Here is a 20,993-nt window from a genome sequence, read left to right on the forward strand (position 1 = left end):
CAGAACGTGCTGGCGCTGCTGCGCGGCTGACCCGGCCGCTGACCCGATCAGCTCCTGAGGCCGGCTGAGCACAGCCAGCCGTCCCTCACCAGGCGGGGGGCACCGGGAACCCCGGCGCCCCCCGCCTGCTCGTCGTCCCGGCAGGTGCGGTCAGCCGAACCGGGCGACGAACTCCTCGACCGGCCGGCGGAACCACTCGACCCGCTCGAGCAGCACGTCCTCCGGCCAGTCCCACCAGGCGATCCGCAGGAGCGCGTCCACGACCTCCGGGGAGAACCGCGAACGCACCTCGCGGGCCGGGTTCCCCACCACGACGGCGTAGGGGCGCACGTCGCGAGCGACGACGGCGCCCGCTCCCACGACCGCACCGTCACCGACGGTCACCGCTCCCAGGATCGTCGCCCCGTCACCGATCCACACGTCGTTCCCGATGACCATGGGCGCGCCCAGATCGTCCGGGCCGGGTCGCTCGAGCGGCATCCCTCCCAGCCGGGACAAGGGGTAGGTGGTGGGACGGGACAGCACGTGCAACCCGAGGAGCTCCAGGGTGCGCGACCCGCCACCGCCGACCACCTCGCCCCCGCGCGGGTGCTGGTGCAGGAGCCGGACTCCGTCGGCGATGGAGGTGTAGGCGCCGATCCGGATCCGCTGGGTGGTGGCGTACGTGACGCACCGCGCGCCGTCGCCCAGGTAGGTGTGCGGTCCCAGGGAGACCGCGTCGCGGGAGGCCACCTCGAACCGGCGGTCGCGGAGGACGCGGTCGGGTGTCCGCGCCGGCTGGCGCAGCGGCACGCCGCCGACGCGGGCGCCCGGGACGTGGACCACCTCCTCGCCGAGGGACTGCAGGGACCACACCAGCTCCGCCAGCGCCTCCGGTCCTGTGGTCATGCCCGTCACCCTGGGCGAGGCGAAGCCGCCGATGCGCACGAACCGCTCCCTGCGCACCAGGAGGGCGCGGGGGTTGCCGTGCCCGGGGGCGGCGGCCACGGCGCCCGGGTGCTGTTCCAGGGCGTCCAGGAGGCGGGTGAAGGTCTCGGGTGCTGGCGCCGACAGGGCCGTGGCCAGGTAGACGACGTCCGCCGACGACGAGGCCACCAGTTCGCGCCAGAGGTGCACGGGGGGAGCGGCGGTCCCGCGGACCTGGACCTCGGCCCCGTCGACGCTCTGCAGCAACCCCAGCACCTCCGGGTCGTCGCTGCTGGTCACCAGGGTGGCGTCCACGTCGAGACCGCGAGCCTCCTCAGCCAGGCCGGCGGCCTCCACGACTGCGGCCAGCGAGGCCGCGACCGCGGGAGCCGACTGGTCGGCGACGTACAGGACCGAGAGCTTCACGCCCCGTCCCCGCCCCCCGCCCGGTGCTCCGGGGACCCGTCGGCGATCACCCGCAGCCACTCCGGCAGCGGCAGCCCCAAGAGGGGTGGGGGCGTGTAGTGCCGCCACGTCTCCACGGGGTGCAGAGCGACGACGGCGTCCAGGCCCTGCTCCAGGACCGGGCTGCGGTTGGTCACCCGCACCTCCACGTCCGGCAGGTCGTCCAGAGAGGTCCGCCGCCCGCGCGCCCAGCGCGTCACGCGCTCCTCGACCTCCTCGGGAGCGGGACCGAAGGGCGACGTCACGACGACCACGGCCGTGCAGCGGGGGTCCGCCTGCAGCAGGACCTCCACCGACTGGACGTCGCGGGCGTCGACCCCGATGGTGAACGGCCGCCCGTCCCGCCGTGCGACGTGCATGGCCCGCCCGATGAGGCGCCCCGCGGTGCGGTGGGCGTCCAGATCGAGGTCCAGCTCACCGAGGACACCCGCCGGCCAGCCGTCGTCCGGGTCCTCGGAGCTCCACGGCTGCGCTGCGTGCGCGGTCCAGGCGGCGACCCGTTCGTGGCGCCTGCTCCACAGGTACAGGGACCGCGACTGGCGCGCGAAGGGCACGGGGTCCCCAGCGCGCTGGCCGGGCCGCGCCAGCTGGCGCCCCAGACCGCTGAGCACGGCCTCCCGCCGGAGCGTCGCCAGGTCCACAGCCGCGTCGTGGACGAGCACGCCGCGCCGGGCCAGCACCTGGTCACCCGGGGGCGCGGACGTCGGCGGGGTGCCCACGACGGCACCTCCGGCAGCCACGACCACCGGGTGGCTGCCCTTGACGCTCACGCCGCTCCGGGGCAGCTGGACGGTCGGGAACCCCTCCCCGGGAGCCGGGCACCAACGGGCCAGACCGGGGGACGTGGTGGCGGCGAACCGGCTGGCCGCCGGGGTCAGACCGTGCCGGAGCGACACCGCGGGCAGGCTGCGCACGACGAGGTCCGGCCTCGGGTCGCTGCGGTGGTGCGCCAGGTGCTCCTGCAACCACGACGGAGCCGGTACGTGACCGGCCTGCACGTGGACGACGAGGCCGGTGGGAGCGGCTACGGGCCCGGCGGCACCGGAGGCCGGAGCCGCCTCGACCAGGGAGCGGAACGTACCGGCCGCCCGGTGGCGCTCCAGCCAGACCCGGGCGCCCGCGGAGGCTTCGAGGACCACGACGTCCACACCGGCGGGGGCGATCGTCTGTCGCGCGATCCCCTCCAGGCACGGTCCGGGGTCCTCCCCGTCCTCGCAGGTGACGACGACGACGACCGGGCCGGTGGGCTCGACCACCGCTCCCACCCCCACCCGCTCCCGCAGGTGCCGCCCGTCGAACCCACCGGTCACCAGGGCGCTGGGGTGCGCCGCACCCTCCGCGAAGGGCCGCGCCGCGGCCGCTGCGACCACCACGTCGGCGAGGGAGACGGCCTGGACCAGCGCCGAGGTCGACGCGGCCGCCGTCGTGCCCCCGTCCGGGGAGGGCTCCAGCAGCGAGTGCCCGCCCACCCGCACCACCGTCAGAGCACCGGTCTGCTGGGCGCTCCGCAGCAGCGCCACGTCGCGCTGGTCACCGCTGACCACGACGTCGAGGACGCTGCCGGCGGCTCCGGTCGCCGCTTCCTCCAGGACGCGCTGCACCCGGCCCACGTCGTCCTCGTCCGGCTCCGCGACGAACAGGGCGGTGGAGAACCCCTCCGCCCGCAGGGCCTCGGAGCGTGCCGACAGCTCCACGCGGTCGCGAGGTCTGCCGGCCACGACCACCAGGGGAACCGTCCAGCCCGGCGCGGGGCTGCTCGGGGGCTCCGCTCCGGTGCTGCTCGCAGGACGGGGTGAGCGGGCGGGAGGGCCTGGTGCCACCGTGTCCGACAGCGCCCACTGCAGGCTCTGCGCGATGTCGCGCAGGTAGAAGTCCCAGGGGGAGATGGGCTGCACGGTCGGTTCGGGGCGGCCCTCGAGGAGGGCTCCCAGGAGCTCCCGGTCGGGCAGGAGCTCGAAGTCCCTGCCCAGCCCCGCGTAGGTGACGTGCCGGTGGTCCGGGGGGACGCCGTACCGCTCGGCGAGGGCCCGGTTCTCGTCCGCGGGCGTCTGCTCGAGACCGTCGTACAGGGTGCCGCCGCCGACCGGCCTGGTGTGCCGCACCTGGACGCAGTCCATGACGGCGCAGCGGGACCCCTCGGGCAGGACGGACTGCCAGACGAGGTCGATGCCCCAGCCGGACTCGCTCAGGTCGAAGGTGTCGAAGCACCGGTGCAGGGCGGCTCGGCTGAAGAGGGGGACCATCACCTCGACGAAGTTGGTGAACCTGACGGTGAAGGCGCTGTTCACCAGGACAGCCGAGTGGGTGTAGTAGGAGTCCAGCGTCAGGGCAGGTTGCGACAGGGCCAGGCCGAGCTCCTCGTGCAGGGCGAACATCGCGTTGAGGGCCCGGTGGTCGGTCTGGATGTCGTCGTCGGGGAACCAGACGGCGTCGTAGTCCGACAGGTAGCGCGGGTTCTCGCGCAGCAGGCGGTGCAGGCCGCGCCACTTCGAGCCGCGGTTCTCGTGCAGGACGTCGCACGAGTCGCGGTACCGGCCGGTCTGCTTGCCGTAGTAGTCGACGACCAGGTCGTACGTCCGGTCCTCGTGGAACCAGCTCTCGTGCAGCGAGGAGTCCCCGGCGCGCAGGACGACCAGGAAGCGCCTGCCCGCGCGGCCGGCTGCCGCCGGGGAGGAGAGCGGCTCAGGCGTCGACATCGAGCTTCTCCTCCAGGAAGTCGGGCCGGTGGCGCCGCAGCCACTCGATGCCCTCGCGGTACAGCACCTCGGAGCTGCGCCCCTGACCGGTGGCGCGCTGACCGACGTGGTGCACGTACGCCCGGCTGACGAAGTGCGAGTAGCCCCGGCGCGCGAGGTCCCAGCACACGAGGTCGTCGGCGAACCAGTTGGTGGGGGGGAAGCCGCCCGTGGCGTCGAAGACGTCGTGGCGGACGAGCGCTGCGACGGGGACGATCATCTCGGCCTGGACGATGCGGGCCTCGGAGGTGAACTGGACACCCCGGATCGTGCCCTTGTTGGCCGCGCGGACGTTCTGCGGTCCCTTGACGTAGTTGGACCGGGCGCCCAGGAAGCCCACCTTCACGGACGGCGCCTCCCGGGCGATGAGGGCGGCGTCCTCCTGGAGCAGTCGGAGGCTGTCCGGGTGCAGGACGCAGTCGTCTCCCAGGATGAGCAGCTCGTCCGCCTCGGTCTGCTGGGCGCACCAGTTCCACGCCTCGCTGCCGGTCGTGATGCCGTCGGCCTGGCGCAGCAGGCGGACGGCCGGGTTCGGGGGCAGGTCCCGCGGCTCCTCAGCGCCGGACCAGCCGACGACGACGTCCACCCCGGGGGCGTAGGCGGCCACCGAGGCCAGAGCCACGCGCAGGTCGCCCCACACGGCTTGGGCGTCCTCCCCGGGACCGCTGCGCCTGGCTGCCGGCAGCAGGATGCTGAGCACCGGTACTCGTCTCCTCCGAGCTGTGCGGGCGCGGCGCCCGTCGGTGGTGTCGCGCGGTCCTCCTGCCCCGCGTGAGCGGGACCAGAGGGACGCACGTGACGTCTTGTGACAGAGAGTAGCTCCTCTGTCACTCGGATGGGGGATCGTCGTGGGCGGCCAGCTCCCACCGCGGCCAGGGGATCGACGGCAGGGCTGCAGGGTGGGCCGTGTGCGGTAGGGCGCGCGTCGGGGTGCCCGGAGCGGTGGGGGCGGTCGGCTGGTTCACCCGTTCGGCTCGCCGCTGGTGGTTCAGGTCCGCTGAGCCGGGGCCGATGGATGCAGTGCTGGGCCACGGAGGGCCCGCGCGGCACCGAGCCGGCACCGGCCGGTGCACCACCACTCACGGAGGATGATCATCATGGGTCTTCGCGTCAACAACAACATCGCCTCGTTCAACGCCTGGCGCAACCTGCAGACGACCGACAAGGCGCTGAACAACTCCCTGGAGAAGCTGTCCTCGGGCCTGCGCATCAACAAGGCCGCCGACGACGCGGCCGGCCTGGTCGTCTCGGAGAACCTGCGCGCGCAGGTCGGTGGCCTGACCGTGGCCGCCCGCAACGCCCAGGACGGCGTGAACATCGCCCAGATCGCCGACGGCGCCCTGGGCACGGTGGGCAACATCCTCAACCGCATGCGCGACCTGGCGGTCCAGGCGGCCAACGGCTCGGCCGACGACGACGCCAAGCAGGCGGCGCAGGACGAGTTCGAGGAGCTGGCCAAGCAGATCGACGACATCGGCGACCAGACCAAGTTCTCCAGCAAGGAGGTCTTCTCCACCGGTGCCTTCACCATCCACGTGGGCGCCAACTCCGGTGAGTCGATCGACCTGTCCGTGGGTGAGCTGGACTCGGCCAACATCGGCTCGGCCGGTGACATCTCCACCGTCGACCTGACCAGCGACGCCGACGGGGCCATCGACACGATCCAGACCGCCATCGAGAACCTGTCCTCCAAGCGCGCCACGATCGGTGCGGTGCAGAACCGCTTCGAGCACGTCATCAGCAACCTGAACGTCTCGATCGAGAACCTGACCGCCTCGTCCTCGGCGATCCGCGACACCGACATGGCCGCGGAGATGACCCGCTTCACCCGCAGCCAGATCCTCTCGCAGGCCGGTACCAGCATGCTCGCGCAGGCCAACTCGGCCTCGCAGAACGTGCTGGCGCTGCTGCGCGGCTGACCCGGCCGCTGACCCGATCAGCTCCTGAGGCCGGCTGAGCACAGCCAGCCGTCCCTCACCAGGCGGGGGGCACCGGGAACCCCGGCGCCCCCCGCCTACACCCACATCCGCACGACGAACGAGAAAGAGAGGGGCCGTGATGTCCACGACCATCTCATCGTCAAGTGTCGACGGACTCGTCAGCGGCCTCGACACCGGCAACATCGTCTCGCAGCTCGTCTCGATCGACTCCATCGCTCAGAACCGGCTGAAGGCCAGCGTCTCCACGGCGCAGAGCAAGGTCTCCGCGCTGCAGTCGATCAACACCAAGGTCGCCGCTCTGCAGGCCGCCGTCGAGGGCCTGCAGAAGGCGGCCACCTGGACCGCGTCCAAGGCGACCTCCTCCAGCGACGCCGTCGCGGTCGCCGCGGCCGGTGCCACGGCCTCCGGCGCGGTGACCGTCCAGGTGAGCAAGCTCGCCACTCCCCAGTCGGTCCTGACGGCGCCCGTCACGAACGACGCGGCCGGCTTGGCCGCCCTCGGCTTCCCGCTGGAAGTGGAGGGGCAGACGTTCACCGTGCCCAGCGTCGGCTCGCTGACCGACGTCGCCGCCGCCATCAACAAGATGACCAACCTCGGCGTCACGGCGGTCGCGGTCCGGGTGGCGGAGAACACCTACCGCCTGCAGATCACGTCGACCAGGACGGGGAGCACCGAGGGCGCCTTCGACTGGGCGCTCAACGGCACCCCGGACCCTGCGCTCGGCGAGCCGCCGGCCCGCGCGGTCGCGTCCTCGGACGCGCGCTTCCACCTGCTGCCGTCCGGGCCGAGCGGGGTGCTGGCCCCGGACGGGTCCCCGCAGCTGCCCGCCGACGCGGTGCCGCTGACGTCGGCGTCCAACAGCTACGCCAACGTCATGCCGGGGGTCTCCTTCACCGCCGTCAAGACCGGTGTGGCGACCCTGTCGGTGAGCAGCGACCCGAACGGGCTGGCCGACTCCCTCAAGGCTCTCGTCGACACCGCCAACGCGGCGCTCAGCGAGATCACGAAGCACACCAGGTCTGGATCGGTCGGTGCCACCGGCGCGGTCTCGGGCGGAGGTGTGCTCCGCGGGGACGCGGGTCTGCGCAACCTGCAGTCCGGTCTCATCGACGCCGTCACCGCCGCGGTGGGGGGCGTCGCGCGCGAGTCGGTGGCCTCGCTCGGCATCAAGCTCGACAGGTTCGGTGCGCTCTCCTTCGACCGGTCGACGTTCCTCGCGGCCTACGCGGCGGACCCGGGCAAGGTCCAGGGGCTCGTGTCCGCCAAGTCCCTGCCCGTCGTGGCCGGTGCCACCCGCGCCGACGGACTGGCGGAGCGGATCACCGCCGTGACCAAGGCGGCGACGCAGGTCACGACCGGTTCCATCGCGCAGGCCATCAAGGGCCAGACCTCGTCGATCGAGTCGCTCAACACCCAGATCGCCGACTGGGACAGGCGCCTCGCGAGCAAGCGCGAGCGCTACGAGAAGTACTACGCGGCTCTCGAAGTGTCCCTGGGCAAGCTGAAGAGCCAGGGCACCTGGCTGTCCGGGCAGCTGGCCAGCCTCGGCTGAGGCGGTACCCGTGTGAGGGCTGGTCCGGTGTGTTCTGCCGGGCCAGCCCTTCGCCGTCCCCGATCGTCCCTTCACCGCGCAGGTCGGCTGCCGATGGAGAACCAGCACTCCCCGACACCACGGAGGACCACCGCATGAGCACGACGACGTTCGGCCGGCACGCCAACCGCTACCTCGGCGACAGCCTCGCCACCGCGAGCCCGGCCACGCTGCTCGTCATGCTGTACGACCGCCTCGTGCTGGACCTGCAGCGCGCCGAACAGGCGCAGCGGACAGGCGACCGTGAGACGGCCCACCACAACCTCGTCCACGCCCAGGACATCCTCCACGAGCTGCAGTCCAGCCTCGACGTCGAGGCCTGGGAGGGCGGGCCGGGCCTGCGCTCCCTGTACACCTGGCTCGTCAAGGAGCTGGTGGCCGCCAACCTCAGCGGCGACGCCGAGCGCACCGCGACCTGCCGCACCGAGACCGTCGAGCCTCTCGCGGAGGCGTGGCGGCAGGCGGCCCTGGAGCACCTCGCGGGTGCTCCGGCCGCCGGCCACGGTGTCGCGTGACACCCGCCCGCCACCTGGCCGAGGCGCCGCCCGAGCTGGCCGACCTCCTCGGGGCCGCGTCCGCCCCGGCGCCCGTGCCCGCCGCACCGGCCGAGGACCCGTGGCGCGCCGCGTGGAGCGCCGCGCTGCGCGCCGTCGAGCTGGACGTCGCCGACGCCGAGCGCCTCATCGAGCGCCTGCACAGCGACGACGAGGCCCCCGAGGCGCCGCCGGCCCGCGACTGGATCGCGCCCGCCCTGCTGGGCCCCGTGCCGGCGGAGTTCGCCGACCTGGCGCGTGAGCTGCTGCAGCGCCAGCTGGACGTCAGCGAGCGCCTGGCCGAGGCCATGGTGCAGACCCGCTCGCAGCGGCGCGCCCTGGCCAAGCTGGACCGCGCCGAGCGCCCGCCGGTCTTCGTCGACCGCGCGCTGTAGGCGCTCCCCAGGGCCGGAGGTCCCGGCCCACCGCCCTCAAGTCCTCTAGAAGTTGAGCCGAACAGGTGACCATGCTCTCTCGTCTGCGCGACCTGCGCGTCGCCACCAAGCTGTTCGCCGGATTCGGCGTCGTCTGCCTCCTGATGGTCGCGGTCGTCGCGCTCGGCATCGCCAAGCTGGGCACCTCCCAGCGCACCCTGGAGACCATGGCCACCAGCGGCCTGGTCTCCGTCCAGTCCGTCGAGCTCGCTCGTGCCGACTTCGTCCAGCTGCGCCTGGACCTGGCCAACCTCGTCATGGTCACCGGGCCCGAGGAGATCGCCAAGGCCGAGGCGAAGATCGACGAGACCGACGAGCTCGTCGACGAGGCGTGGGCCGCCTACCTCGCCAGCAGCCCGTCCGCCCCCGCCGCCGAGCGCGACCGCTTCGCCGGCCTGCTCGCCGACTACCGCCAGGCCCGTGAGGCGCTCATCCCGCTGGCCGAGGCCGGCGACATCCAGGGCTTCATCGAGCTGCGCGCCGAGACCACGTCGCCGATCTCCTCGGAGATCAACGAGGTGCTCGACGTCCTCGCCGACGCCGAGTCGCAGGCCGCCACCGACATCGCCGCGCAGGGCTCCTCGGCCTACCACACCGCGGTCGTCCTGCTCCTGGTCGCCGGTGCGGCCGCGTTGGCCCTCGCGATCGCCGTCGCCGTCCTCATCGCCCGCTCGGTGGCCGGCCCGCTGGCCCGCACCCTGCACGTCGTCGAGGGCCTGGCCGGTGGCCGCCTGGACCAGCGCGTGGACTACGTGTGCGCCGACGAGGTCGGCAAGCTGGCCGCCGCGGTGGACGTCACCATGGACCGCCTGACCACCACGATGCGCCGCATCGCCGGTGCCTCCACCACCCTGGCCGCCTCCAGCGAGGAGCTGTCCGCGGTCGCCACCCAGCTGTCCAGCGGCGCCGAGGAGGCCTCCACCCAGTCGCAGGTCGTCTCCGCCGCGACCGAGGAGATCAGCGCCAACATCGGCACCGTCGCCGCGGCCGGCGAGGAGATGACCTCCGCCATCCGCGAGATCGCCACCTCCACCTCCGAGGCCTCCTCCACCGCCGCCTCCGCGGTCAGCGCCGCCACCAGCGCGGGGGAGACCCTGGAGCGCCTGTCCGCCTCCAGCCGCGAGATCGGCGAGGTCGTCAAGCTCATCACCTCCATCGCCGAGCAGACCAACCTGCTGGCGCTGAACGCGACCATCGAGGCCGCGCGCGCCGGGGACGCCGGCAAGGGCTTCGCCGTCGTGGCCGGGGAGGTCAAGGAGCTGGCGCAGCAGACCGCGCGGGCCACCGAGGAGATCGTCGCCCGCGTCAACGCCACCCAGGCCGACGCCTCCGCCGCGGCCGGCGCGATCAGCGAGATCACCGAGGTCATCGCCCGCATCGACGGGCTGCAGGCCACCATCGCCGCCGCGGTCGAGGAGCAGTCGGCGACCACGAGCGAGATGGTCCGCAACGTCACCGAGGTCTCCACCGGCAGCCAGGAGATCGCCACGAACATCTCCGGGATCGCCGCCAGCGCGGACCAGACGACCTCCGGGGCCACCCAGACCGCCCAGACCGCCGGCGAGGTCTCCCGCGCCGCCAGCGAGCTGAACGACCTGGTGGGTTCCTTCACCCTGCCCCGCTGACCCCGATCCTCCGCGACCTGTCCAACCTCTGCCGCGATCGTGCAGGGAAACCCAGCGAGATCACGGTGATCACGGATGGTTGACGCCTCAGCCGTCCGTGATCACCGCGGGGGAGAGGGGCGAGCGGGCGGTCGTCGGGGGAGAGGCCGGCAGGGCGAGGACCGCGTAGAGAACCAGCGCAGACACCGAGCACAGCGCCCGGCAGGTGCCACGAGCACCTGCCGGGCGCTCCGTCGTCCCCGGGCGCTGCCCCGGACGGGGGACGCCGGACACCCTCAAGTCATCCAGAGGTCGAGCCGATGCTCCAGGTGAGTGACCGGCCGAACAGCGAGCCGGCGCGGTCGTCACGAGGAGCGACCTTGACCACCAGCACCCACGAGCGCCCCGCGAAGGCGGCGATCCGGCCCACGGGCGAGGAACGCACGTTCTCCGCCGACGAGCTCATCGTCTCCAAGACCGATCCGCGCGGCATCATCACCTACGCCAACGACGTGTTCCTGCGCGTGGGCGCCTACCAGCTGCACGAGGTGATCGGCCAGCCGCACAACCTCATCCGCCACCCGGACATGCCCAAGGCGGTCTTCAAGCTGCTGTGGGACACCGTCTCCAGCGGCCGCGAGCTGTTCGCCTACGTCAACAACCTCGCCGCCGACGGCGCGAACTACTGGGTCCTGGCGCACGTCACGCCCTCGTTCGGCGCGGGCGGGCGGATCGTGGGCTACCACTCCAGCCGCCGCAAGCCCGCCGCCTCCGGCGTCGCCGCCGCGCGCGAGCTGTACGCGGCGCTGCGCGCCGAGGAGCACCGCCACTCCAGCGGCCGCGCCGCCGTGGAGGCGTCCACCGCCATGCTCGAGCGCCACCTGGCCGAGCGCGGCGTCACCTACGAGGAGTTCGTCTGGTCGATCGTGCCGGACGGGGAGGTCTGAGCCGTGGCCCTGTTCCACCGCGGCGCCGCCGGCGCCGACAGCGAGCTGGAGACGTACCGGGCGATGGTCCGTCAGGTCGTCGAGGTGTGCGAGAAGGCCGCCGCCGGCGACCTGGAGGCCCGCGCGGGCGGTGTGCCCGGCGTCGAGGCGCACCCCGACCTCGTCGCCCTGCAGAACGGCGTCAACCGCGCCCTCGACGTCTCCGACGCGTTCGTGCGCGAGGCCGGGGAGGTCCTCACCGCCGCCGCCGAGGGCCGCTACCACCGCCGCCTGCTGCCCGGCGGCATGCGCGGCGCCTACCGCCAGAGCGCCGCCTCCATCGACGCCGGCCGCGCCAGCATGAAGGTCGCCTCCGGCCGCATCGACGAGGCCCGCACCGCGCGCCTCGATCTCGCCGACGGCTTCGAGACCGGTGTCATGGGCGTCTCCGAGCAGCTGGCCACCGCCTCCACCGAGCTGAGCGCCTCCGCGCAGGGCCTGTCCGCCGCCGCGGGCGCCGCCAGCGCCGAGGCCGACCAGGCCTCGGTGACGATGGAGGCCCTCACCCGCGCCTCCGAGGAGATCCAGCAGGTCGTCTCCGTCATCAACGCCATCGCCGGGCAGACCCGTCTGCTCGCCCTGAACGCGACCATCGAGGCCGCCCGCGCCGGCGAGGCCGGCAAGGGCTTCGCCGTCGTGGCCGCCGAGGTCAAGGAGCTGGCCGACCAGACCGGCCGCGCCACCGAGCAGGTCAGCACCCAGGTCGGCAGCATCCGCTCCCAGGCCGCCGGCGCCGTGCAGGCCATCTCCGGCATCAACGCCACCATCGGCGAGATGAACGGCCTCGTCGACGGCGTGCGCACCGCCGTCGACGGCGGCGGCGGCTGGGGCGGCGACGGCGACATCACCGGCCTGTCCCAGCTCGCGGAAGAACTGCGCACCCAGATCAGCGGGTTCCTGCACGGCATGCGCGCCTGAACCCGCAGTTTCGACGACGCGCCCGGACCGCCTGCACCGCAGGCGGTCCGGGCGTCCTCACACCGGCGGCGAAGTCGAGGGGACCTGCGACGGGTCGCCCGACAGCTCACCCACCGGCGCCTGGTAGGCGATGAGCGCCGAGCGCAGCACGAAGTTGCGCCCCGAGCGCTTGGCCGCGTACAGCGCCCGGTCGGCCGCCGCCACCAGGTCCGCCGCCGAGCGCATCCCCGAGCGCCGCTCCGCCACCCCCAGGCTCGCCGTGATCCGCGGGTAGGCGTCCGGGCCGACGGTGTTCTCCACCGCCGCGCGGATGCGTTCCAGCAGCACCGCCGCGCCCTCCTCGCCGGTGTCCGGCAGCAGCAGCGCGATCTCCTCCCCGCCGAAGCGGTACGCGCCGTCGCTGCTGCGCAGCTGCGAGGTCACCACGTCGGCCACGATCGTCAGCCACTCGTCGCCCACCTGGTGCCCGGCGGTGTCGTTGACCCGCTTGAAGTGGTCCACGTCCAGCATCGCGAACGACAGCGGCCGCTCCTGCCACGCCGCCTCCGCCCACGCCGCCGCCAGGTCCTGCTCCAGCTGGTGCCGGTTCGCCAGCCCCGTCAGCGGGTCCGTCACCGCCTGCCGCCGCGTCAGCTCGTGCAGGCGCACCGCGCCCAGGTGCGCGGCCGCCGCCAGCGTCAGCGCCTCCAGCGCGTCCACGACGTCGCCGGGGTCGGCCCCGCCGTCGGCCACGCCGTCCGCCGGGCCGTCCACGCCCCCCGAGTCCTCCGCGCACAACCGCACGTGCAGCACCCCCAGGACGCTGCCCGAGCCGATGAGCGGCAGCACCACCTCCCCGTCGCCGGTGCGCCGGCGCCCGTCCGCGCCCACCGCCGCCACGATCGAGGCGTCCCCGTCCGGGCGCGGGTCCTGCTGCTGCGACCACGCCGCGCACGTGAACGCCCCCGGCGCCCCGTCGGCCGCCGTCCACAGCGACGCCGACCCGCCGCTGACCCGCGCGCTGCTCGCGACCACCTGCGCGGCCAGCGCCTGCGTCGAGGAGCACGTGGCCATCGCCCGCCCGGCCGCGAGCACCGCGCGCAGCTGCCCCGCCGTGCGCTCGGCGTCCTCGCGCCGGCGTGCCGAGCCGGCCCGCTCCTCGTGCAGCGCACCGGACAGCGCCGCCAACGCCGCGGCCACGTCGTCCAGCTCCCGCACGTCCGTGGCGGGCAGCTCGACCACCCGCTCGCCGCGGTGCACGCGCTGCAGGACCGCGTGCACCGCGCGCACCGGGCCGTCCAGGTCGCGCACCAGCCGCCGGCCCTGGTGGGCCAGCACCGCCGCCGCCAGCAGGCCCACCGCCACGTCCAGCGCGGCCAGCGCCAGCAGCGTGCGGCTGCGGTCGCGGCGGGCCGCGTCCCGGCGCGCCGTCGCCAGCGACAGGGCGCGCTCGTGGGCCTCGCGGTAGGCGCCCAGCGCCCGCGCGCTCGCGGCCGGGACACCGCCGGTGCCCGTGCGGTCGGGGCGGTCGGGCACCGGCGACCACGCCTGCTCCCACGCCTGCTCCCACGCCTGCTCGGCCAGCACGACGTCCAGCAGCCGCGGCCCCAGCGCCGGGTCCAGCGCCAGCCGCCCGCGCAGGCGCTCCCGGGCCGCCGCCAGCGCCGGCGCGTCGTCGCCCTGGCCGGCCGCGGGACCGCCGTCCAGCAGCGCCCCGCGCAGGTCCGCCTCCCGGGTCAGGACGGCGTCCTCATGGGCGGCCAGCGCGTCGACGACCTCCACCCACGCCACGACGTCCGCGCGCTCGGCGCGCACCACACCCGCGCCCAGCGCCGCCAGCGCCAGCAGCTGCAGCACCACCGCCGCGCCCACCGCCACCAGCGCCCGCCGCCGCGAGGCGCGCACGGAGGCCGGACCCCGCCGCCGGCCCGGCCGCGCCGGGGCGCCGGGCAGGGCGGCGGGGACGGTGTCAGTGCCCACGGGCGGACAGCGCGTCCGGCGCCGGGGCGGGCAGCACCCGGTCGCGACCGGCGGCCTTGGCCGCGTACAGCGCCTCGTCGGCGCGCGCCACCAGCGACTCGTCGCTCTCCGCGCCGTCCCACTGCGCCACGCCGCCGGAGAACGTCTGCCCGTCGGCCGTGGCCGCGCGCAGCTCGTCGACGACCTCCACGGCCGCGACCGCCGGCAGGCCCGGCAGCAGCAGCAGGAACTCCTCCCCGCCCCAGCGGGCCAGCACCCCGCGCCCCTGCAGGCGCGCCCGCCAGCCGGCGGCCGAGCCGACGAGCAGCCGGTCACCGGCGGGGTGGCCGAAGGTGTCGTTGTAGGTCTTGAAGCGGTCCAGGTCCAGCAGCGCCACGCACAGCGGCAGCCCCTCGCGCCGTGCCCGCTCCAGCTGCCGCGCCAGCTCCGCCTGCCCGCTGCGCCGGTTCGGCAGCCCCGTCAGGGCGTCCGTGCGCGCCAGCGCCGCCAGCTGCCGCGCCTGGTCCTGCACCTGGCGCAGCAGCCCGCTCATGCGCACCACCACCAGCAGGAACAGGGTCACCGAGGTGAGGATGACCGCCCACACCTCCAGGTCGCGGTCCAGCACCACCTGCACCGCCAGCGTGCCCGGCGACAGCAGGCTCGCCGCCGTCAGCGCCACCAGCCGCGCGCGGGTCAGCTCCGCGCCCTCGCGCGGCGGGGAGTCCGTCAGCCGCCGCATCGACGGGTGCAGCGCCGCGCCCGCCGTGCACAGGTAGGAGGACAGGAACAGCACGTCCACGACCCCCTCGTCGAGGCCGAAGACGTTGCCGCGCAGTGAGACGAGCTGGTAGGCGGCATCGGCGGCCAGCATGAGGCCGGCTCCCGTGACCAGCAGCCGGAACGCCGCCGTCCGGGCCCCGGAACTGGTCAGCAGCTGCACCAGGACGGCCAGGAGCAGCACGTCCCCGATCGGGTAGGCCGCGCCCACCGCCCGCGCCGCCGCGGACACGCTCGTGTCCAGCAGCGACGGCTTGACCAGCGTGACCCACATCAGCAGCGAGAAACCGACGACCAGGATCGCGCTGTCCACCAGCCCGTCGCGTCCGCGACCGCCCTGCCGCGCCCGCACGAACCGCCAGAAACCCGCCGCCAGCAGCGGGTAGGCGGCCAGGTACGCCACGTCGGCGACCGACGGGAAGGGTTCCACGCCCGCCACGTCGCGCAGGAACGTGTAGACGACGTCGCCCAGCGCCCACGCGCCGACCCCGGCGCCGACGAGCAGCCAGCCGCCCGGGTGCACCGGGCGGTGCCGGCGCACTCCCGCGAACACCGCCGCCGCGCACGCGACCGCCACGGCGCAGTACAGGACCGCGCGCACCGGCCCCTCGGGCAGCGCCACGACGAGCACGGCCAGGGCGCCGCCCACCACGAGCAGCGCCCGCACCAGCGGCAGACCGGGACCCTTCACACCCGCCCCATCGACACCCGCCCGCCCCGCGAGCAGGTCAGCGGGGCAGGTTCACCCCCACGGCGCGACGACGGGCGGTCCCGTCGCGCTGCGCAGACCGACGCGCACCCGGACGAGGGTCCCCTGCGGACCCGTCTGCACGAACAGGCCGTCCGCCAGGCGCCGCACGATGCTCAGCGCGTCACCGCCCAGGGCCGCCTCCTGGACCGGACGGGTGCCGTCGGGGCGCAGCTCGACGACGACGTCCGCGGCCGTCACCCACACGGCCACCCGCGCCGGCGCTCCGCCCGCGGCGCGCGCGGCCGCGACCTCGTGGACGGCCTGGACCAGGTCGTCGACCCGTTCCGGCGGCAGCCCGGCCGCGGTGGCGGTGCGCCGGCACAGCTCGCGCACCTCGCGCAGCGCGGCCAGCGCCACCGCCAGCGACGGTGCGTCCGAGGCGGGCGGCCGGGGGGCGTCCACGACGCGCCGGTCCCCGAAACCCGGTTCGAGACAGGCGGTCCCGTGGCGCGTCGGCGCGGCCTCCATGCCTCGACGGTACGTCCCCGCGCGGTGTCCGGACACCCCGGGCGCGGCGGGTGGCACCCCACCGGGCGTCACCGCCCCGCGGCACCTCGTCACCCGTCCCACCCCGTCACCCACCCCACCCCGCGGTGATCATGGACGGTCCACCCCTCATCCATCCGTGATCACGGTGATCTTGCTGGGAATCCCTGCAAGATCACGGTGGGAGAGGTGGTCGTGCGGGGGAGGGGGCGGGACGGAGGCGGGGGTGAGCCGGGGCGGGGGTCAGCCGACGACCTGCAGCTCCTCGGCGGGGGCGGGGCGGCCCAGGTGGTAGCCCTGCGCGTACGGCACGCCCAGCCCGTGCAGGCACTCCAGCTCCTCGGCGACCTCCACGCCCTCGGCGATGACCGCGGCGCCGCTCTCGGCGGCGAACACCGCCAGGCTCGCCGCCAGTGCGCGGCGGGTGGGGTCCAGGTGCACGTCGCGGATGAGGCTGACGTCCAGCTTGAGGAAGTCCGGGCGCAGCGCCAGCACGTGGCGCAGGCTCGCGAACCCCGCCCCCGCGTCGTCGACCGCCAGGCGCAGCCCCTCGCGCCGCAGCCCGGCCAGGTTCGCCAGCAGGGCGCCGTAGTCGTCCACCGGCTCGTGCTCGGTGATCTCCAGGACGAGCCGGTCCACCGGCGCGCCGGCCAGCGCCCGCACCAGCTCCGGGCTGCCGGCGGTGCGCGGGCTCACGTTGACCGACAGCAGGCCCGCGCCCGGCCAGGCGGCCAGCGCCGCGCGCAGCGCGTCCAGCTCCAGCGGCACCCCGGCGCCCACCCGCGCGGCGTCGCCGAACCAGGCGTCGGGGGTGCCGGCGGGGAAGCGGCTGAGGGCCTCCGCGCCCAGCACCGAGCGGTCGGCCACGGCCACGATCGGCTGGAACACCGGCCGCGGCCCGCCCGCGGCGCGCAGGGCGTCCAGGCGCTGCAGCACCTCGCGGCGCTCGTCGGCGGCGTGCTCGGCCTCGTCCACCGCACCGGCCACCACGCGGGCGACCACGTGCAGGACGGACGCGTCGCGCGCGCGCAGCTCCGGCAGCGGGCGCAGCGAGGCGCCCCACAGGCTGCCGTACAGCCGGCCGTCGCGCCGGTGCACGGGCACGCCCAGGTAGGCGCGCGCGCCCAGGTCCCGCGTGATGGCGAACGGCGGGGCCCCGGCGTCGTCGAGCAGGTCGGGCACCACGACGCTGGTGCGCCCGTCGACCAGCCGCTGGCACACCGACTCCGCCACCGGCCACGCGCGCTCGCGCAGGTCCGGCACGGTCGGCGCCTGCGCGGCCTGCACCACGCGCCAGGAGGTCCCGTCGGTCACGCACACGCCGACGACGTCCAGGTCCAGCTGCTGGCGGGCCATCTCCAGCAGGTGGGACACCCGCTCCGTCCACGCCGGCTCCGCGCCGGGTGCGCCGGCGCCCGGGCCGCCCGCTCCCACCGGGTCCAGCACCCGCGGCGCGGCCGCGCCCGGGCAGGTGGCCGTGCGCGCGCGGTCGGCGGCCAGCGCGGCGTCGGCCTGCCGCCAGGCGTGCGCCAGGCCCGTGGCCGCCCGCCGCGCCGCCCAGCCGGTGCTGACCGCCGAGCCGCTGGCGGCCGCGGCCACCCGCAGGCGGTCGGCCAGCGACGCTGCCTCGTCGGGCCCGGCGCCGGGCACGAGGGCGGCGAAGCGGCCGCCGGCCAGCCGGGTCAGGACCCCGTCGCCCAGGCGCGCCTGCAGGGCGTGCGCGGCGCGGCGCAGCAGGGCGTCGCCGGCCTCGTGCCCGGCGCGCTCGTTGACCTGCGGCAGGTCCTCCAGCTGCACGAGCACGACGCCGGCGGTGGTGCCGTAGCGCTGCGCGCGCTCCTCCTCCTCGCGCAGGGCGCGCTCGAAGCGGGCCCGGTCGCCCAGGCGGGTGACCGGGTCCACCTCGTGGGGGGCCGGGTCCGCGGCGCGCAGCGCCGAGCGGGCCGCCTCGTGCTCCAGCACGGTGGCCAGCAGGTCGGCGGACAGCTGCACGCCGTCCAGCGCGGTCTCGGAGGCCCGCACCCGTCGCAGCGACCCGGCGCACACCGTGCCCAGCAGGGTCCCGTCGGACGCGCGCATCGGGACGGTGAGGTAGGAGGTGAACGGCAGCCCGTTCAGCTCGCGGGCCCGCACCCACGCCGGCACCGCGGACACGTCCTCGGCGAAGCGCGGCGCGGCCCCCTCGACGGCGGCGGCGCAGTACGTGTCCGTCCACGCCATCACGTCACCCGCGTCGACTCCGACCTCGGCGGTGTCCAGCGCCGACAGCACGACGTAGTCCTCCCCGTCGCGGCGCGAGACGATCCACAGGTCCATGCCGAGCACCGAGTGCAGGAAGCGCAGCGTCGCACCGGCGGCCGAGGTGAAGTCCACCGCCCGCCCTCCCTCCTGCTGTTCGACGGGGCTCCACAGCATCGCCCCCGACGTACGAGTTGTCACGTTCGCAGCACCCAGCGTGATCCCCGGGACGGGGTCGTCACCCGGGCTCACGCGCGGGACCCGGCCGGCTCGCCGGTCCCCCCGCCCGTCGCGCCACCGGTCCCCTCGTCGCAGCGCACGACCCCGCGCCCGCCCTCCTTGCCCGCGTACAGGGCGGCGTCGGCGCGCCGCAACGTCTCGGCCACCCCCGTGCCCGGCCACCACTGCGCCAGTCCCACGGTGCAGCTCTGCCCGTCCGGCACCACCGCCAGCAGGCGCTCGGCGACCGTGCGGGCGTCCTCCAGGGCGCACCCGGGCAGGGCGAGGGCGAACTCCTCCCCGCCCCAGCGCGCGATCGTGTCCACCGCGCGCAGCTGCCCGGCCGCCGCGGCGGCGAAGTCGCGCAGCAGCACGTCCCCGGCCAGGTGGCCGCGGGTGTCGTTGTAGCGCTTGAAGTGGTCCAGGTCCACGATCCCGAAGGTCAGCGGCTGCCCGCTGCGCACGGCGCGGGCGACCTCGTCGGCGGCCGCCTCGTCCCAGCGGCGCCGGTTCGCCAGGCCCGTCAGCGGGTCGCGGTCCGCGGCGCGCGAGAGCCGGTGCAGCAGGTCGGCGCGCTCGACCGCGCCCGCCGCCTCCCCGGCCAGCGTCTGCAGCATCGCCGGCACGTGCGCCGGCAGCGCGCCCAGCCGCGCGCCCCAGACCGCCACCAGCACCCCCAGCGCCCCGTGCGGGCCGCGCACCGGCTGCCACGCCGCCGAGGACCCCGCGCCGGCGCCCAGGGCCTGCAAGACGTCCCGGTGAACGCCCGGGTGGGTCAGGGCGTCGGCCGCGAAGACGAGGTCGTGCCCGGCGAAGGCGCGGGCGGCCATCGTCGCCGGGCCGTCCAGGTCCACGACCACGGCGGGCACGCGCGGGCCGGACGCGCCCGTGGTGCGCAGGTGCCCGTCGCCGTCGGCCTCCAGCAGGTACACCCCGTCCGCGCCGGCGATCTGGCGCGCGGCCGCGCAGATCGCCTCGCGGGCGTCGTCGGCGGCGGCCAGGTCCCGCGAGCAGCGGGCCAGCACGCTCAGGTGCTGCGCCTGCAGCCGCAGGTGGGACACCAGCCGGTGCACGAGCAGGCCGACCAGGCCGCTGGCCACCAGCCACAGCACCAGGCGCCGCCACTCCTGCAGCGGGTACATCGGCGCCCCGACGAGCAGCAGCGGGACGAGGAGCGTGGCCGCCCCGCACGCCAGGGCGGCGGCCACGGCGCGCCGGCCGTGGTGCAGGGCCACCGCCACGACCGGGACGATGAGCACCGGGGTCAGGCCGCTGGCCGCCCCGTCCGCGCCGTGGCGCACCAGCCCCAGCGGCGCGAAGGAGGCCAGCAGCGGGGCCGGTGCCCACGCCGCCGGCAGCCGGTGCCAGGGCAGCACCACCTCCAGCGCGAGCAGCAGCGCGTACGCGGCGGTCCCGGCCGCGATCCAGCGCGGGTGGTGGTTGTGCGGGGGCAGCAGCGTCACGGCCACGGTCAGCGCGCTGAGCACCGCCAGCGGGGCGGCGCGGCGCAGCCGCTGCGTGAGCGAGCTCGGGGTCGGGGAGCGTTCGTCCACCCCGGTGATCTCGTCACCCGGACGGGTGACCTTGACCACCGCCGGTGCTCCGGCGTCCCTCCGCGGGGGGCCGGAGTGTCAACTCGTCGTGAATTCGTGTGAACACCTCGTGTCGCGTGCAACGTTCCCGGGGCCGCGACCGATGGTGGTGGTGACGCGGCTCACGCCGCGCCGGCACCACCCGACCGCGAACGACCCGCGACCAGCGCAGGAGCCCACCATGTCGAGCACCCGACCGAGCATCGCCGCGTGCCTCGTCCTGCAGGGCGGGGGCACCCCGCCCGCGCTCGACGCCGACGTGCGCAACCTCGTCGCCGTGGCCGACGAGGTCGTCGTCTACGACACCGCCGACCACCTCGTGCCCGGTTCCGCCGCCTTCGAGGCCACGCTGCACCCGGCGGTCACCGTCGTCAGCGGCTTCTGGGCCGACGACCGCCGGCGCGCGCAGCAGGCCGCGATGGCCCACTTGGCCAGCGACTGGGCGCTGTGCCTTCTGCCGGGGGAGAAGGTGTGCACCGACACCGAGCAGCTGCGCGCGCTGCTGGTCGAGGCGCAGGACGCCGCGGCGCTGTCGGTGCGCGTGGACGACGTCGTGCGCGGCACGCACCGCTCCCCGCGGCTGCTGCACCGCACCGGCGCCGGCGCGCCGGCCACCGGTGCGGTCGGCGGCGTAGCGGGCGGGCTGGACGAGGAGGCCGTGGCCGAGGTGCCCAGCCGCGTGCTGACGGTGTGCCAGCCGGTGGCGACCACGGCGAACCTGCCCCGCCAGCGCGGCGTCTTCGACCGCGTCTGACACCCCGCCCAGCGGTGATCATGGAAGGGTGGACGCTCATCCATCCATGATCACCGTGATCTTGCTGGGAGACCCTGCGAGATCACGGAGGGGTGGAGGTGGGGTGGAACGACTCGGGGAGGG

General features: G+C 75.3%; 16 protein-coding genes. 8 read left to right on the top strand and 8 right to left on the bottom strand.

The annotated features are described in order from the left end of the window. Positions 1-150 precede the first annotated feature (150 nt). Genes AB8M62_RS06675 through AB8M62_RS06685 form a run of 3 tightly spaced genes read right to left on the bottom strand, consistent with a single transcriptional unit; the run spans position 151 to position 4,806 of the window. The gene (locus AB8M62_RS06675) at positions 151-1,332 is read right to left on the bottom strand and encodes a glycosyltransferase (protein ID WP_369069022.1); all 1,182 of its coding nucleotides are present in this window, start codon (positions 1,330-1,332) and stop codon (positions 151-153) included. Then, a complete protein-coding gene (locus AB8M62_RS06680; protein ID WP_369069023.1) occupies positions 1,329-4,067 on the bottom strand; it encodes a hypothetical protein in 2,739 nt (912 codons plus the stop codon). The genes AB8M62_RS06675 and AB8M62_RS06680 overlap by 4 nt, the downstream gene beginning before the upstream one ends. Next, entirely contained in the window at positions 4,054-4,806 is a 753-nt protein-coding gene (locus AB8M62_RS06685) for a glycosyltransferase family 2 protein (protein WP_369054159.1), read from the bottom strand. The genes AB8M62_RS06680 and AB8M62_RS06685 overlap by 14 nt, the downstream gene beginning before the upstream one ends. 397 nt (positions 4,807-5,203) lie before the next feature. Here AB8M62_RS06685 and AB8M62_RS06690 point away from each other — a divergent pair, with 397 nt between their 5' ends. From AB8M62_RS06690 to AB8M62_RS20085, 7 genes are all read left to right on the top strand, one after another. Then, positions 5,204-6,025 (top strand): flagellin N-terminal helical domain-containing protein, encoded by an 822-nt coding sequence (locus AB8M62_RS06690; RefSeq protein ID WP_369054154.1) that lies wholly within the window; start codon positions 5,204-5,206, stop codon positions 6,023-6,025. 139 nt (positions 6,026-6,164) lie between these two features. After that, positions 6,165-7,598, top strand: a complete 1,434-nt coding sequence (gene fliD / locus AB8M62_RS06695) for a flagellar filament capping protein FliD (RefSeq protein ID WP_369054507.1) — start codon at positions 6,165-6,167, stop codon at positions 7,596-7,598. Between the two features lie 134 nt (positions 7,599-7,732). After that, positions 7,733-8,152: a flagellar export chaperone FliS gene (gene fliS / locus AB8M62_RS06700; RefSeq protein ID WP_369054508.1), complete on the top strand. Its 420-nt coding sequence runs from the start codon at positions 7,733-7,735 to the stop codon at positions 8,150-8,152. Further along, on the top strand, positions 8,149-8,565 hold the full coding sequence (locus AB8M62_RS06705) for a hypothetical protein (RefSeq protein WP_369069024.1): 417 nt from the start codon (positions 8,149-8,151) through the stop codon (positions 8,563-8,565). The genes fliS and AB8M62_RS06705 overlap by 4 nt, the downstream gene beginning before the upstream one ends. Positions 8,566-8,636: 71 nt before the next feature. Further along, positions 8,637-10,229, top strand: a complete 1,593-nt coding sequence (locus AB8M62_RS06710; protein WP_369069025.1) for a methyl-accepting chemotaxis protein — start codon at positions 8,637-8,639, stop codon at positions 10,227-10,229. Positions 10,230-10,588: 359 nt separating this feature from the next. Continuing rightward, the gene (locus AB8M62_RS06715) at positions 10,589-11,155 is read left to right on the top strand and encodes a PAS domain-containing protein (protein ID WP_369054511.1); all 567 of its coding nucleotides are present in this window, start codon (positions 10,589-10,591) and stop codon (positions 11,153-11,155) included. Between the two features lie 417 nt (positions 11,156-11,572). Next, complete coding sequence (locus AB8M62_RS20085) at positions 11,573-12,112, top strand: methyl-accepting chemotaxis protein (protein WP_373694876.1); 540 nt, start codon at positions 11,573-11,575, stop codon at positions 12,110-12,112. A gap of 57 nt (positions 12,113-12,169) precedes the next feature. Here the strand turns inward: AB8M62_RS20085 and AB8M62_RS06725 are convergent, their stop codons facing one another. The 5 genes from AB8M62_RS06725 to AB8M62_RS06745 form a co-directional block, all read right to left on the bottom strand. Beyond that, positions 12,170-14,071, bottom strand: coding sequence for a GGDEF domain-containing protein (locus tag AB8M62_RS06725; protein ID WP_369069026.1), 1,902 nt, complete (start codon positions 14,069-14,071; stop codon positions 12,170-12,172). Next, complete coding sequence (locus tag AB8M62_RS06730; RefSeq protein ID WP_369069027.1) at positions 14,061-15,521, bottom strand: GGDEF domain-containing protein; 1,461 nt, start codon at positions 15,519-15,521, stop codon at positions 14,061-14,063. Before AB8M62_RS06730 ends, AB8M62_RS06725 begins: the two co-directional genes overlap by 11 nt. A 51-nt stretch (positions 15,522-15,572) precedes the next feature. Next, complete coding sequence (locus AB8M62_RS06735; protein WP_369054516.1) at positions 15,573-16,049, bottom strand: ATP-binding protein; 477 nt, start codon at positions 16,047-16,049, stop codon at positions 15,573-15,575. 261 nt (positions 16,050-16,310) lie between these two features. Continuing rightward, on the bottom strand, positions 16,311-18,440 hold the full coding sequence (locus AB8M62_RS06740) for a bifunctional diguanylate cyclase/phosphodiesterase (RefSeq protein WP_369069028.1): 2,130 nt from the start codon (positions 18,438-18,440) through the stop codon (positions 16,311-16,313). Between the two features lie 113 nt (positions 18,441-18,553). Continuing rightward, positions 18,554-20,077 carry a sensor domain-containing diguanylate cyclase gene (locus AB8M62_RS06745; RefSeq protein WP_369069029.1) on the bottom strand — a complete coding sequence of 508 codons (1,524 nt, stop codon included), beginning with the start codon at positions 20,075-20,077 and terminating at the stop codon, positions 18,554-18,556. Positions 20,078-20,297: 220 nt separating this feature from the next. Between AB8M62_RS06745 and AB8M62_RS06750 the strand changes: the two genes are divergently transcribed. Then, positions 20,298-20,870, top strand: coding sequence for a hypothetical protein (locus AB8M62_RS06750; protein WP_369069030.1), 573 nt, complete (start codon positions 20,298-20,300; stop codon positions 20,868-20,870). Positions 20,871-20,993 lie beyond the last annotated feature (123 nt).

The organism is Kineococcus terrestris (assembly GCF_041020755.1).
GTDB lineage: Bacteria > Actinomycetota > Actinomycetes > Actinomycetales > Kineococcaceae > Kineococcus > Kineococcus terrestris.